The sequence below is a fragment of the Streptomyces sp. NPDC001750 genome, from assembly GCF_042892615.1.
Lineage (GTDB): Bacteria > Actinomycetota > Actinomycetes > Streptomycetales > Streptomycetaceae > Streptomyces.
In genome coordinates this window covers 209,483-223,501 of record NZ_JBIAUE010000013.1, presented here as the reverse complement: position 1 = coordinate 223,501, position 14,019 = coordinate 209,483, and the positions used below count along the sequence as shown (strand labels likewise).

General features: G+C 67.5%; 15 protein-coding genes and 1 pseudogene. 6 read left to right on the top strand and 10 right to left on the bottom strand.

The genetic code is table 11. The features are described from left to right. Positions 1-512 (top strand): IS5 family transposase (locus ACFYY6_RS21545; protein WP_389194647.1); only part of this gene is annotated, 512 nt, incomplete at its 5' end. A gap of 58 nt (positions 513-570) precedes the next feature. Here the strand turns inward: ACFYY6_RS21545 and ACFYY6_RS21540 are convergent. Continuing rightward, positions 571-1,385, bottom strand: a pseudogene (locus ACFYY6_RS21540) (ISAzo13 family transposase); the annotation flags it as partial. A 158-nt stretch (positions 1,386-1,543) separates the two neighbouring features. Between ACFYY6_RS21540 and sigM the strand changes: the two are divergent. The 4 genes from sigM (at position 1,544) to trxA (ending at position 4,669) form a co-directional block, all read left to right on the top strand. Continuing rightward, positions 1,544-2,251, top strand: coding sequence for an RNA polymerase sigma factor SigM (gene sigM / locus ACFYY6_RS21535; protein ID WP_351631138.1), 708 nt, complete (start codon positions 1,544-1,546; stop codon positions 2,249-2,251). Next, on the top strand, positions 2,248-3,195 hold the full coding sequence (locus tag ACFYY6_RS21530) for a zf-HC2 domain-containing protein (protein ID WP_388651483.1): 948 nt from the start codon (positions 2,248-2,250) through the stop codon (positions 3,193-3,195). The genes sigM and ACFYY6_RS21530 overlap by 4 nt, the downstream gene beginning before the upstream one ends. Before the next feature lie 133 nt (positions 3,196-3,328). Next, a complete protein-coding gene (gene trxB, locus ACFYY6_RS21525; protein ID WP_351517591.1) occupies positions 3,329-4,291 on the top strand; it encodes a thioredoxin-disulfide reductase in 963 nt (320 codons plus the stop codon). Between the two features lie 45 nt (positions 4,292-4,336). Beyond that, a complete protein-coding gene (trxA, locus tag ACFYY6_RS21520; protein WP_351517589.1) occupies positions 4,337-4,669 on the top strand; it encodes a thioredoxin in 333 nt (110 codons plus the stop codon). 92 nt (positions 4,670-4,761) lie between these two features. Here the strand turns inward: trxA and ACFYY6_RS21515 are convergent, their stop codons facing one another. The 9 genes from ACFYY6_RS21515 to rpmH all read right to left on the bottom strand — a co-directional run bounded on the left by ACFYY6_RS21515 (position 4,762) and on the right by rpmH (position 11,646). Continuing rightward, positions 4,762-5,379, bottom strand: a complete 618-nt coding sequence (locus ACFYY6_RS21515; RefSeq protein WP_351631146.1) for a GNAT family N-acetyltransferase — start codon at positions 5,377-5,379, stop codon at positions 4,762-4,764. Positions 5,380-5,689: 310 nt separating this feature from the next. Further along, positions 5,690-6,775, bottom strand: coding sequence for a ParB/RepB/Spo0J family partition protein (locus ACFYY6_RS21510; RefSeq protein ID WP_351517587.1), 1,086 nt, complete (start codon positions 6,773-6,775; stop codon positions 5,690-5,692). Then, on the bottom strand, positions 6,772-7,848 hold the full coding sequence (locus ACFYY6_RS21505) for a ParA family protein (RefSeq protein ID WP_351517601.1): 1,077 nt from the start codon (positions 7,846-7,848) through the stop codon (positions 6,772-6,774). The genes ACFYY6_RS21510 and ACFYY6_RS21505 overlap by 4 nt, the downstream gene beginning before the upstream one ends. Before the next feature lie 289 nt (positions 7,849-8,137). Beyond that, positions 8,138-8,854 carry a 16S rRNA (guanine(527)-N(7))-methyltransferase RsmG gene (gene rsmG, locus ACFYY6_RS21500; RefSeq protein ID WP_351517586.1) on the bottom strand — a complete coding sequence of 239 codons (717 nt, stop codon included), beginning with the start codon at positions 8,852-8,854 and terminating at the stop codon, positions 8,138-8,140. Positions 8,855-8,963: 109 nt separating this feature from the next. Beyond that, positions 8,964-9,473 carry a R3H domain-containing nucleic acid-binding protein gene (locus ACFYY6_RS21495; protein WP_351517585.1) on the bottom strand — a complete coding sequence of 170 codons (510 nt, stop codon included), beginning with the start codon at positions 9,471-9,473 and terminating at the stop codon, positions 8,964-8,966. 14 nt (positions 9,474-9,487) lie between these two features. Next, positions 9,488-10,759 (bottom strand): membrane protein insertase YidC, encoded by a 1,272-nt coding sequence (gene yidC / locus ACFYY6_RS21490; protein ID WP_351517583.1) that lies wholly within the window; start codon positions 10,757-10,759, stop codon positions 9,488-9,490. A gap of 3 nt (positions 10,760-10,762) precedes the next feature. Continuing rightward, the gene (gene yidD / locus ACFYY6_RS21485; protein WP_073790757.1) at positions 10,763-11,122 is read right to left on the bottom strand and encodes a membrane protein insertion efficiency factor YidD; all 360 of its coding nucleotides are present in this window, start codon (positions 11,120-11,122) and stop codon (positions 10,763-10,765) included. Beyond that, a complete protein-coding gene (gene rnpA, locus ACFYY6_RS21480) occupies positions 11,119-11,490 on the bottom strand; it encodes a ribonuclease P protein component (protein WP_073790755.1) in 372 nt (123 codons plus the stop codon). The genes yidD and rnpA overlap by 4 nt, the downstream gene beginning before the upstream one ends. 18 nt (positions 11,491-11,508) lie before the next feature. Then, positions 11,509-11,646, bottom strand: coding sequence for a 50S ribosomal protein L34 (gene rpmH, locus ACFYY6_RS21475; protein WP_073790753.1), 138 nt, complete (start codon positions 11,644-11,646; stop codon positions 11,509-11,511). 381 nt (positions 11,647-12,027) lie between these two features. Here rpmH and dnaA point away from each other — a divergent pair, with 381 nt between their 5' ends. Further along, complete coding sequence (dnaA, locus tag ACFYY6_RS21470; protein WP_351631155.1) at positions 12,028-13,818, top strand: chromosomal replication initiator protein DnaA; 1,791 nt, start codon at positions 12,028-12,030, stop codon at positions 13,816-13,818. Positions 13,819-14,019: the final 201 nt, after the last annotated feature.

The following is a 14,019-nucleotide window of genomic DNA, read 5'->3' as shown; positions in this document are numbered from 1 at the left end:
CGCCTGGCGGAGGTGGTGCGGGAAGTGAGGGCCTGGGCCGCTCGCGCGGCGGGTTCACCAGCAAGGTCCACCTGAGCGCGGACGGCCGCTGCCGCCCACTGTCCCTCATCGTCACACCGGGACAGCGGGCGGACTGCACCCAGTTCAAGCCGGTCCTGGACAAGATCCGCGTCCCCAGGCCAGGGCGGGGCAGACCCCGCAAGAAGCCGGACAGCCTTGCCGCCGACAAGGCCTACAGCAACGGGCCCTGCCGCGAGTTCCTGCGGCGCCGGGGCATCCGTCACACCATCCCGGAGAAGACCGACAGCCAGGCCGCCCGCCGGCGCAAGGGCTCACGCGGCGGAAGACCACCCGGCTTCGACGAAGAGCGGTACAAGAAACGCAACACCATCGAACGAGCAATCAACCGCCTCAAACAGCACAGGGCCGTGGCCACCAGATACGACAAACGAGGCTACGTCTACCTCGGCACCGCCACCGCAGCAGCACTCGTCATCTGGCTTCGCACATGATCGACCGGACAAGTCCTAGGTGTGTGGTGAGGTCGGCGAGATCGGCGAAGGTGGCCAGTCACGTCTCGGCGGGTTCATTGGCGTGTCCGATGTCGTGGAGGAGTCGGCGGGTTTGGCTGAGGGCCCGGTTGAGGGTCACGGGTGTCACGGTGAAGAGCGGGGCGAGAGCGACCTGGGGGAGCTTGACCTCTGGTAGAGGATGGGGGCCAGGAGCCAGCCGACGGGGGTGAGGCCGGGGTGTCGACCGGTGTAGAGACCAGCGGCAGGGGTTTTCTGCTGGCCGCCGCGTCGCTGATGGAGTTCTGCTTCCCGCTGGGCCACGCTGGCGGCTGCCAACTCGGTGACCAGCGAGTCCCACTGTTCGTGCGGGATGCCGGTGAGGACGGGATGGGTCAGCCGGCCGTGGCCTGGGCCAGCTTCGTTCTGGGGCGGGATCGGAAGGACGCCGTCCCGGCGGTGTTTCCTGGGGATGGAAGTGTAGTTCCAGTCGCCGTGCCAGCCATGGTGGCTCAGTGGCGGGACGTTCAACTGACCGTCACTGATGCGGACGCCGGTCTCGTAGATGGCGGTGTCGAGTTCGGCGCGGACTGTTAGTCCCGTGCGGGTGATGGTCGCTGCGATCCTGTTCACGATGACTTCATGGCTGGTCAGCGGCCTACCCCGCCAGTTCATCGTGATGTGGGAGAACAGTCGGTGCTCGATTCGGTTCCACTTGGATGTGCCCGGAGGAAAGTGACACACGGTGATCTCCAGGCCGGTCTCGACAGCCAGCGCGGCCAACTCGGACTTCCAGGCCCGGGTACGGTAGCCGCTGGAACCGCCCGCGTCCGCCGTGATCAGCAGACGGTGCGAGCGCGGGTAGGTGTCGCGCCCAGCCTCGATCTCCTCCGGACTCCCTATACCAGGGAAACGAGCCTCAGAGCCGAAAGCGACGGCTTGTTTCCCGGTAAACCCTAACTACACAGCATTAAGGCTAGACGGGTTCATTTAACGAAATAGAAGCCTCCTGCGCGCGGAATGGTGGGAAATGAATGGATAATGAGTCCGGTGATTTCGGCTCTACAGACACTACGCTTATGTCCCGCCACATCGCTGGAGATCCCGACGCCTTCGGCGAGCTGGTACGCCGCCATCGGGACCGGCTGTGGGCCGTGGCGCTGCGCACCCTCGGCGATCGCGAGGAAGCGGCCGATGCCGTCCAGGACGCCCTGGTCTCCGCCTTCCGTGCCGCGCATTCCTTCCGTGGTCAGTCCGCCGTCACCACCTGGCTGCATCGCATCACCGTCAATGCCTGTCTCGACCGGGTGCGCAAGGCTGCCACCCGCAAGACCTCGCCGGTCGACGACACGAAGCGGTTCGAGCGGCTCCTCGAACCACACGAGTCCGCAGAGGCACCGGCGGAACGGCAGGACCTGCACCGCGAGCTCCTGGCCGCGCTCTCCACACTCCCGACCGAGCAGCGCGCGGCGCTCGTCCTCGTGGACATGCAGGGATATCCGGTGGCCGAGGCCGCGCGCATCCTCGACGTGCCCACCGGCACGGTGAAGAGCCGCTGTGCCCGCGGCAGGGCACGACTCGCTCCCCTGCTCACACATCTACGCGACGGAGGCGTGGGAACGGCCGGGCCGACCGTGGAAAGGAACCGGACGCCCCGTGCATCCGTCCCACCCGCATCGGGGCCGAAAGACACGGGCCCAAGCGATCCTGCTGCGGTGAAGGGCGGAGGTGGACAGGCATGACATCGACCGACACGAGCGGGCATCCGGATGTTTCGGAGATCTCCGACCTCACGGAGGGGCTCCTCCCGTCGGCACGCGCGGACGAAGTGCGCGAGCACATGGACGAGTGCGAGCCCTGTGACGACGTCCACACCTCGCTCATCGAGATCCGTGAACTGCTCGGCACCGTGCCTGCGCCACAGCGCATGCCCGACAATGTCGCGGACCGTATCGACGCCGCACTCGCCGCCGCGGCCCTCGATACCACGGTCTCCGATCCCTCGGCACCTGTTTCACGTGAAACACGGTCGGCCGCGGCGACGAGACCCGACAAGGAGAACTCGGCCCAGGACCGCCCCACAGGGCGCCCCGGGGCTGCCACCGGCCCCGGACGTCGCCCCACCCGTCGCCGACGCCGCTCGACCGTGCTCGGTGCCGCTCTCGGCGCGGCCGTCATCGGGCTGGGCATCCTCCTATTGCAGAACGACCAGACGTCCCAGGACGCCACAGCGACCAAGTCGGCGAACCGCAGCTCCGACTCCACACCCAGTGAGACCTCGACCTTCTCGGAATCCACCCTCGAAGGACATGTGCGCACGCTTCTCCGGCACGCCGACAGGAGGCCATCGGCCCCGGACGGCGTCGGCGCCGAGGAACAGCCACCGTCCATCATGGCTGAATCACCGCCCGGGAACGCCCCTTCCGAGTCCAAGGCACCCCACACACCCTTGCGCACGTCGGCCACCTCCGTACCGGCCTGCATCCAGCAGGGCATCGGCCGTGACACCCCGGCCGTCGCCGTGGAAGCGGGCACCTACGAAGGCACGGACGCCTTCCTCGTCGTCCTCCCCCACCGCTCCGAACCAACCCGCGTCCAGGCATACGTCGTCGACGCCGCCTGTACCCGGGACAAGGGCGTCGCCAAGGGGAAACTGCTGCTCACCCACACCTACGCACGCCCCTGAGAAAGGCGTCCGACGCGGCCCCACCACGATGGGAATGCATCCCCCGTAGGATCCGTTGGGTGGGGTGAGAGTCGTTGAACCGACCCCAGTAGGCGTGGACAGTAGGCAGTCTGCAGAGACGAGGAAGAAACCCGTGAGCGACGTCCGTAACGTGATCATCATCGGCTCCGGCCCCGCGGGCTACACGGCCGCCCTTTACACCGCACGTGCCTCGCTGAAGCCGCTGGTCTTCGAGGGCGCCGTCACCGCAGGCGGCGCGCTGATGAACACCACCGATGTAGAGAACTTCCCGGGCTTCCAGGACGGGATCATGGGCCCCGAACTCATGGACAACATGCGCGCCCAGGCCGAGCGCTTCGGCGCCGAGCTCGTCCCCGACGACATCGTCTCCGTCAACCTCGACGGTGACATCAAGACGGTCACCGACACGGCGGGCACGGTCCACCGCGCGAAGGCCATCATCGTGGCGACCGGGTCGCAGCACCGCAAGCTCGGCCTCCCCAACGAGGACATCCTCTCCGGACGCGGTGTCTCCTGGTGCGCCACCTGCGACGGCTTCTTCTTCAAGGACCAGGACATCGCCGTGGTCGGCGGCGGCGACACCGCGATGGAGGAGGCGACCTTCCTCTCCCGCTTCGCCAAGTCGGTCACCATCGTCCACCGCCGCGACACGCTGCGCGCGTCCAAGACCATGCAGGAGCGCGCCTTCGCCGACCCGAAGATCAAGTTTGCCTGGGACAGCGAGGTTGCCGAGATCCACGGCGAGCAGAAGCTCTCCAGCCTCACCCTTCGGAACACCAAGACCGGCGAGACGTCGGAGATCGCGGTGACCGGCCTGTTCATCGCGGTGGGCCACGACCCGCGCACCGAGCTCTTCAAGGGACAGCTCGACCTCGACGACGAGGGCTACCTCAAGGTCGACGCCCCCTCGACCCGCACCAACCTGACCGGTGTATTCGGCGCCGGTGATGTTGTCGACCACACCTACCGGCAGGCGATCACCGCCGCCGGCACGGGCTGCTCCGCCGCTCTCGACGCCGAGCGCTTCCTCGCCGCGCTCGCCGACGAGGAGAAGGCCGCAGCGGCGACCGCCTGATTCACGTCCCTACACCCCACACCCCAAGTAATTAAGGAGACCGCCGTGGCCGGCGCCCTGAAGAACGTGACCGACGACACCTTCGACGAGGTCGTCCTGAAGAGCGAGAAGCCCGTCCTGGTGGACTTTTGGGCCGCCTGGTGCGGTCCGTGCCGCCAGATCGCGCCGTCTCTGGAGGCCATCGCCGCCGAGCACGGCGACCAGATCGAGATCGTCAAGCTCAACATCGACGAGAACCCCGGCACGGCCGCCAAGTACGGCGTCATGTCCATCCCGACCCTGAACGTCTACCAGGACGGAGAGGTCGCCAAGACCATCGTCGGCGCCAAGCCGAAGGCCGCGATTCTCCGCGACCTCGAAAGCTTCATCAGCGAATAAGGCAGTCGTTCGTTGTTTCACGTGAAACGGTCCGTCCTCTGAGGGACGGACCGTTTCGCTTTGCTCCGGGACCCCGGATCACAGCAGATGGATCACAGCGGCCGTAGAGCCGGCTCCTTCTGAACGGCTCCCAGCAACCTGTCCAGTGCCAGCTCGACGTCCTCCTTCCAGGACAGAGTCGCCCGGAGTTCCAGTCTCAGCCGCGGATGAACGGGATGGGGCCGCACGGTCTTGAAACCGACCGCGAGAAGGTGATCTACGGGAAGCACACAGGCCGGTTCCTTCCAACGGGCGTCTCCGAAAGCCTCGATCGCCTTGCACCCCCGACGCAGCAGATCTTTGGCGACGGTCTGCACCATCACCCGGCCCAGCCCCTGCCCCTGATACCCGGGGGTGATCCACGCGGTCATCAGTTGCACGGCGTCGGGAGAGACCGGACTCGTCGGAAACGCCATCGACCGCGGCACATAGGCCGGCGGCGCGTAGAGGACGAAACCCACCGGCACATCGTCGACATAGACAACACGGCCGCACGATCCCCACTCCAGCAGAACGGCGGAGATCCATGCCTCCTTCTCCAGCTCTGGCGTCCCCGCCTTCATCGCGGCTTCCCCACTGACCGGATCAAGCTCCCAGAAGACACACGTGCGGCAGCGCTTGGGTAGATCGGAGAGATTGTCCAGTGTGAGCGGTACGAGCCGTCGCCCCATGAAGACTGTTCCTCACTTCCTTCGCCCTGCCGCATCGCGTACGACCGTGAGTGCGCCGCACACGAGCAGCGGGAGCGGAAGCGGACCACCGGCGAGCCCTCCGACAGCGCCCGACTCCAGCCCCCACCGTCACTGATCGGCCGCGACTCGCCGGTCACGGCCCCGCTCCGCCGAGCGGCTCAAGCCGGATGGGCCGTACCAGAACGCATCGTATCCACCCCGGCATCAAGCCGACACCGTGAGAAAGCAAAGGGCGGGCCGAGTTCCGGTGTCTTTCGGAGCACAGCCCGCCCTCTTCTTCCGTCCCGGCTCAGGCCTCGTCGCCCTCGGCGCTCTCCTCGGTCTCCCGGTCCAGCACCCGGCCCTCGCCCGGTGCCAGGCTGCCGAGGATGCGGTCGAGATCCTCCATGGACGCGAACTCGACGACGATCTTCCCCTTCTTCTGCCCGAGGTCGACCTTCACCCTGGTCTCGAAACGATCCGACAGACGGGAGGCGAGCTCGGACAGCGCCGGCGACACCCGGCCACCGGCCCGCGGCCCCTTGGACTTGGCGGAAGCCGCGGAGGTGGAGCCCATCAGCGTCACGATCTCTTCGACCGCACGCACCGACAGACCTTCGGCCACGATGCGATGCGCCAGCTTGTCCTGCTCCTCCGAGTCGTCCACGGAGAGCAGCGCCCGCGCGTGTCCGGCCGACAGCACCCCGGCCGCTACTCTCCGCTGAACCTGCGGCGACAGCCTCAGCAGGCGCAAGGTGTTGGAGACCTGCGGGCGGGAGCGTCCGATCCGGTCGGCCAGCTGGTCATGCGTGCACTTGAAGTCCTTGAGCAGCTGGTCGTACGCCGCCGCCTCCTCCAAGGGGTTCAGCTGAGCCCGGTGGAGGTTCTCCAGGAGAGCGTCCAGCAGAAGTTTCTCGTCCTCCGTGGCCCGGACGATGGCAGGGATCCGCTCCAGTCCCGCCTCCCGGCACGCCCTCCAGCGGCGCTCCCCCATGATGAGCTCATAGCGGTCCGGCCCCGCCTTCCGGACGACGACGGGCTGGAGAAGGCCCACTTCCTTGATGGACGTCACCAGTTCGGCGAGCGCGTCCTCGTCGAACACCTCGCGGGGCTGACGCGGATTGGGCGTAATGGCGCCGAGCGGAATCTCGGCGAAATACGCCCCAGCGACACCCACCGCTTCCATGGCCGCCACGGATTCCGAAACCGGCGCACTGGGCTCCGGGACAACCGGCGCGGACGTCAGAGAGGCCACCTTTGCGGCAGCCACGCCACGTCCCGGCGCCACGACAGGGCCCGCACCGGCAGAGGCCGCTCCCGGCACCTGCTTCTCCTGCGGAGCGGCGGGAATCAGGGCACCCAGCCCACGCCCCAACCCTCTACGACGCTCACTCACTGAATCCCCTCCGAATTGCTCTGCTGGCTGTTCCCGCTGCCCGCGTGGGCATGCCGGGCCTCGTACTGCACCCCAACACCTCGCAGGGCGATCTCACGCGCCGCTTCGAGGTAGGACAGCGACCCACTCGAACCCGGGTCATAGGTCAGCACGGTCTGCCCGTAACTCGGTGCCTCCGAAATGCGCACCGACCGGGGGATGTTGGTGCGCAGCACCTCCTTGCCGAAGTGGGTCCGCACCTCCTCCGCGACCTGCGACGCGAGCCTGGTCCTGCCGTCGTACATGGTGAGCAGGATCGTCGACACATGAAGCTCGGGATTGAGATGTCCACGCACCAGATCCACGTTGCGCAACAGCTGGCCGAGTCCTTCCAGTGCGTAGTACTCGCACTGGATGGGGATCAGTACCTCCGCACCGGCGACCAGGGCGTTGACCGTCAGCAGACCGAGCGAGGGCGGGCAGTCGATCAGGATGTAGTCCAACGGCTGCTCGTACGCCTGGATCGCTCGCTGGAGCCGGCTCTCCCGCGCCACCAGCGACACCAGTTCGATCTCCGCACCGGCGAGATCGATGGTGGCGGGAGCGCAGAAGAGGCCCTCGACGTCCTGAACGGGCTGAACCACCTCGGACAGGGGCCTGCTCTCCACCAAGACGTCATAGATGGAGGGGACTTCGGCGTGGTGGTCGATCCCCAGGGCCGTAGAGGCGTTCCCCTGTGGGTCGAGGTCGATCACGAGAACGCGTGCGCCGTGAAGCGCGAGGGAAGCGGCGAGGTTGACCGTCGTGGTCGTCTTGCCCACGCCGCCCTTCTGGTTGGCCACCACCATGATGCGTGTCCGGTCGGGGCGGGGCAGGCCCTCACCGGCGCGGCCGATGGCCTCGACAGCCAGCTGTGCCGCACGACCGATGGGTGTGTCGTCCATCGGCGGCGGTGTTTCACGTGAAACACCCTCCCCCGCCGATTCGGTTCTGGGACCGGGGACCGGGTCGGTCATCGGTCCCGCGATGTTGGCGTCGGACCGCAAGGATTCACTCTCCTCGACTTCAGGCTCGCAATGAACAGAGCCTGCCATGCTTTCGGGGTCGTGAACCAGCGAGGCCCGCTCTTCTGTGGACGAATCCACTTCTGTGGACAACTCGGTAGCCCTAACGGGCCTGCGACGCCGCGGTGCGGCAGCGGCACGACCGCGGCTGATGATCCCCTGCAGCAGAGAGCGACGTTTCACGTGAAACACGATGCCCCTGCAGCGTAGCTGCAGGGGCATCGACACTCCGCATCACGCGCGTACGGCAACGTACCGGACCGCCCTCCAAACTGCCCGACTCCGAGCAGTCGGCGCTTCCACGGCACGTCCGAGGGTGTCAGCGACGACGCCTCGTGCGGCTCGTCCTCGCGGCCTTGGCCCTCTTCGCGGCGAACCTCACACCGCCCGGGCTCTCCCCAACCACCACCCGCACGACCGTGGACATGGGATCGACGATGCCCTCACCGACATGCAGCACCTCGGTCTCCACCACGCCCAGCTTGCTCAGCGCGGCACGCGCTCCACTGAGCTCCTCCTCGGCGGTGTCGCCCTTGAGGGCCAGCATCTCTCCGTACGGGCGCAGAAGCGGAACGCCCCAGCCGGCCAGTCGATCGAGCGGCGCCACGGCGCGAGCCGTCACCACGTGGACCGGCTGGACCTTTCCCAGAACCTCCTCGGCCCGGCCGCGCACCACCGTCACATGGTCCAGGCCCAGCAGTTCGACGACTTCCTGGAGGAAATTGGTGCGTCGCAGCAGGGGCTCCAGCAGAGTGATCTTCAGGTCGGGGCGCACCAGTGCCAGCGGAATCCCCGGAAGGCCCGCACCGGAGCCCACATCGCAGACCGTGACGCCTTCAGGCACGACCTCGGAGAGCACCGCGCAGTTCAGCAGATGCCGCTCCCACAGCCGGGGAACCTCGCGCGGACCGATCAGCCCCCGCGTCACCCCGGCGTCCGCCAGCAGTTCCGCGTACCGGACAGCCTCCGGGAAGAAGTCACCGAATACCGCCCGCGCGCCCTCGGGCGCTTGGGGAAGCTCTACTTCCGCCGTCACGGAAACCGTCCTTCCATACCACTCGACCGCACTGCGGCCGGCTGACTATCAGGCTGACAAAGATCGGCCCCGTCTGCGAACAGACGGGGCCGACAGAACAAGGGTCCAGTCAGGCCGGGAGAACGACGACGAAGCGCTGCGGCTCCTCGCCCTCGGACTCGCTGCGCAGACCGGCGGCCGCGACCGCGTCGTGCACGACCTTGCGCTCGAACGGCGTCATCGGGTCCAGCTTCACCGGCTGACCGGTGTTCTTGACCTCGTCCGCGGCCTTGGCGCCCAGTTCGGCGAGCTGGGCGCGCTTCTTGGCCCGGAAGCCGGCGATGTCCAGCATCAGACGGCTGCGGTCACCGGTTTCCCGGTGCACGGCGAGCCGCGTCAGCTCCTGAAGCGCCTCCAGCACCTCACCGTCGCGGCCCACGAGCTTCTGCAGATCACGTGCCGAGTCGCTGATGATCGAGACCGCGGCCCGGTCCGCCTCGACGTCCATGTCGATGTCGCCGTCGAGATCGGCGATGTCGAGCAGGCCCTCGAGGTAGTCCGCCGCGATCTCGCCCTCCTGCTCGAGGCGGGTCAAGGTGTCGCTGCCCTCAGCGGCCGTGGAGGTGGTGCCTTCCGTCACGGATGGACTCCTTCTTACTTCTTGGACGGGTGCTTGGGCCGCTGCGGACCCTTGCGCTGTCCGGACTTGGCTTGGCGTGAGGAACCGGACGCGGCCTCGCCCGCCGACTTGGACGTGTCGTCCTGCGAGGTGTCCGACTTCTGCTGGGAAGCCTTGGCCCGCGCGGGAGTGCTTCCGGCGGCCTTGGCTCCCGCCTGGTGGGCCGTACCGGCACCGGTCTGGCGCTGGGCCTTGGTCTGGCGCTTGGGCTGCTGGCGCCGCTGCGCGGCTCCGCCCTCGGCCTCGGCGACAGCCGTGTCGCTCTTGATCACCGTGCCGTCCTCCTGGGCGGCGTAGCCCTGCTTCGCCAGGCCGGTGATGAACTTCCGCTCGATGTCATTGCGGTCAGGACCCTTGGCCACAATGCGCTTGATCATGTTCCGCCTGGTCCTGCCGCGGACCTGGCCATGGGTGCTGACGCTCTTCAGCAGCCGTCCGAGGTACTGGTCCTGCGCCTTGCTGCCCGGGGTCGGGTTCTGATTGATCACGTACATCTGCTGACCCATGGTCCAGACGTTGGTGGTCAGCCAGTACACGAGGACACCGACGGGGAAGTTGACGCCCATGACGGCGAAGATCACCGGGAAGATGTACATCAGCATCTTCTGCTGCTGCATGAACGGCGTCTTGACCGTCAGGTCTACGTTCTTCGTCATCAGCTGGCGCTGGGTGAAGAACTGGGACGCCGACATCATCACGATCATGACCGCGGTGACGACCCGGACGTCGGTCAGGGAGGCGCCGAGGGCCTGGGCCTTCTCCTCGGTGTCCATGAACTTGACGGCGAGCGGAGCCCCGAAGATGTGCGCCTGACGTGCGCTGTCGAGCAGCGGCTGGTCGATGACACCGATCGTCTTGCCCGAGGCGATGGACGAGAGCACGTGGTACAGGGCGAAGAAGAACGGCGACTGCGCGAGGATGGGAAGGCACGAGGAGAGCGGGTTGGTGCCCGTCTCCTTGTACAGCTTCATCATCTCTTCGGACTGACGCTGTTTGTCGTTCTTGTAGCGCTCCTGGATCGCCTTCATCTTCGGCTGGAGCACCTGCATGTTGCGGGTCGACTTGATCTGCTTCACGAAGAGCGGGATCAGGCAGATCCGGATCAGTACCACCAGGGACACGATGGACAGGCCCCAGGCCCAGCCGGTGTTGTCGCCGAAGATCGCTCCGTACAACTTGTGGAACTGAACGATGACCCATGAGACGGGCCAGGTGATAAAGCTGAACAGACTGGCAATCGTGTCCACTAATCAGGCTCCTTGAGCATTGGGCGAAGTCTCTGCGGCCGGGCTCGAAGGTTCGGAAACCGACCCTCCGGGAGGCACATCAGCGGCGGAGTCCCCGCCCTTGCCACCGCGCATGGCGTTGCGCAGCAGTTCGTGCCAACGCGGACGTTTGCGTGGTGGAACATGGTCCACGCCACCGGGTGACCACGGATTGCACCGCAGGATGCGCCAAGCCGTCAGCGCGGTTCCCTTGATCGCTCCGTGCCGGTCGATCGCCGTATATCCATAGTGGGAACACGACGGGTAGTAACGGCAGACAGGCCCGAGAAGCGGGCTGATCGTCCACTGATAGAGCTTGATGAGAGCCAGCAGCGGGTACTTCATCGCGCGCCCCTTCCCAGCAGCCGCTGGAGTGCGGCGTCCAGGTCTCGGGCCAGTTGTTCGTGCTCGGCGTCGCCCGCTCCGGGCAGCGCTCGTACGACAACCAGGCTACCGGGGGGCAGCAGGGCCAGCCGTTCGCGGACCAGATGGCGAAGCCTGCGCTTCACTGCCGTGCGCACGACCGCTCCACCCACGGCTTTGCTGACAACGAAACCCGCACGTGGCGGGGGAGCATCCTCCCCAGTCACGTGCGGGTCCGTGGCACCGCTGCGTAGATGAACGACAAGGAGCGGGCGGCCGGCCCGGCGTCCTCGGCGTACTGCGGTCGCGAAGTCCTCGCGCCGCCTCAGCCGATTCTCGGTAGGCAGCACGTCATGACCTGTAAGCGATCAGGCGGACAGGTTGGCGCGACCCTTGGCACGGCGGGACGCGAGAATCGCGCGGCCGGCACGGGTGCGCATCCGCAGCCGGAAGCCGTGGGTCTTCGCGCGACGACGGTTGTTCGGCTGGAAGGTGCGCTTGCTCACTCGGGGGCTCCAGAAATGACTCGGGTTTTGGCGGGACGTCGTCTGGCTGTCACCGTGCGCCCACGAGAGACTCGCGTAAACGCTCAAGTGCACCGCTTCACGATCACAGATCGTGATCTTTGCCCATCGGAGGCAGGCGGCAGCAGCCATCGACAACTCGACCTGGTCACGGTACGCGCGGCTACGCCATCCGGTCAAACCAGCTCCGCGACACCCCTCACTGTGCACAGGCTGTGGACAACAACTTGAACGACCCGGGTCGCCCTGACTACCGTGGCCGAACTCCGGTTCTTTTTCTTCCTGCCTGCCGGTCCTCACCCATACCGACCCACCCCGTCCCGAGAACCACACATTCGTGGGACCAGCGAGAGAGCGTGCTTTGTGGCTGACGTACCTGCCGATCTTGCCGCAGTGTGGCCACGCGTGCTGGAGCAGCTCCTCGGGGAGGGCCAGCAGGGCATCGAGCCGAAGGACAAGCAGTGGATCGAGCGCTGCCAGCCGCTCGCGCTGGTCGCCGACACTGCGCTGCTCGCTGTCCCCAACGAGTGGGGCAAGCGCGTGCTGGAGGGCCGGCTGGCGCCGCTGATCAGCGAGACGCTGAGCCGCGAGTGCGGCCGACCGATCCGTATCGCGATCACCGTCGACGACTCCGCGGGGGAACCCGCGAGCCCGCCCGCGCCTCCGATGCACCAGCCGCCGCAGCCGCCGCGCTATCCGGGGCCCCCGCATGACGATCGTCAGCACGTTGATGCGTACGACGGGTACGGGCACCGGCCCTCGGACGACGGCATGCCGACCGCCCGGCCCGCCTATCCCGACTACCAGCAGCAGCGCCGCGACCCCGGTGCGTGGCCGCGCACCCAGGAGGACCTCCCCTGGCAGCAGCCCCGGCTCGGTGCCTTCCAGGAGCGCGACACCGCTGCGGACCAGTGGCGCGAGCCGTACCCCGGCGGGCATCAGCAGCACGACTACCGGCCCCAGCCGCCCGAGCGCCAGGGCTACGAGCAGCAGCGGCCCGAGCGCCACGAGCTGCCCGATGCCCAGGCCCCGCACCGGCCCGCCGCCCCCGGCACCGGACGGCCCGGCGGCCCCGGGCCGATGGGAACCCAGCCCGCCGCCGCACCCGGCCCCGGGGAACCGGCGGCGCGGCTGAATCCGAAGTACCTCTTCGACACCTTCGTGATCGGCGCGTCCAACCGGTTCGCGCACGCCGCGGCGGTCGCGGTCGCCGAGGCCCCGGCCAAGGCGTACAACCCGCTCTTCATCTACGGGGAGTCCGGGCTGGGGAAGACGCACCTGCTGCACGCCATCGGGCACTATGCCCGCAGCCTCTACCCGGGCACCCGGGTGCGGTACGTGAGCTCCGAGGAGTTCACCAACGAGTTCATCAACTCGATCCGCGACGGCAAGGGCGACACCTTCCGCAAGCGGTACCGCGACGTGGACATCCTGCTGGTCGACGACATCCAGTTCCTGGCGAGCAAGGAGTCGACGCAGGAGGAGTTCTTCCACACCTTCAACACGCTCCACAACGCCAACAAGCAGATCGTGCTGTCCTCGGACCGGCCGCCCAAGCAGCTGGTGACCCTGGAGGACCGGTTGCGCAACCGCTTCGAGTGGGGGCTGACCACCGATGTGCAGCCGCCGGAGCTGGAGACGCGGATCGCCATCCTCCGCAAGAAGGCGGTCCAGGAGCAGCTCAACGCCCCGCCGGAGGTCCTGGAGTTCATCGCTTCCCGCATCTCCCGGAACATCAGGGAGCTGGAGGGCGCGCTGATCCGGGTCACGGCGTTCGCCAGCCTCAACCGCCAGCCGGTGGACCTGGGGCTGACCGAGCACGTGCTGAAGGATCTGATCCCGGGCGGCGAGGACACGGCACCGGAGATCACGGCGACGGCCATCATGGCCTCGACCGCGGACTACTTCGGCCTGACGGTGGACGATCTCTGCGGAACCTCGCGCAGCCGTGTGCTGGTGACGGCCCGCCAGATCGCCATGTACCTGTGCCGTGAGCTGACCGATCTCTCGTTGCCCAAGATCGGGGCGCAGTTCGGTGGCCGCGACCACACGACGGTGATGCACGCGGACCGGAAGATCCGCGCGCTGATGGCGGAGCGACGGTCCATCTACAACCAGGTCACCGAGCTCACGAACCGCATCAAGAACGGCTGACCGGCCGGCCGGCCACGCCACTGGGCCCGCTGCCGTGCCGGCGCTGCCCGGCTTCCGCTGCCCGTGCCGCCGCCCGGCCGGGCACCGCCGCGGTCCTGCTTGCCAGCCGGGCTGCCGGGCCGTCCCATCCGGAACACGCCGTACGTACCGCAGGGGCGCCTGCGGTGGAACCCTCGGCCGGGGTCCGCCGCGGGCGCCCCT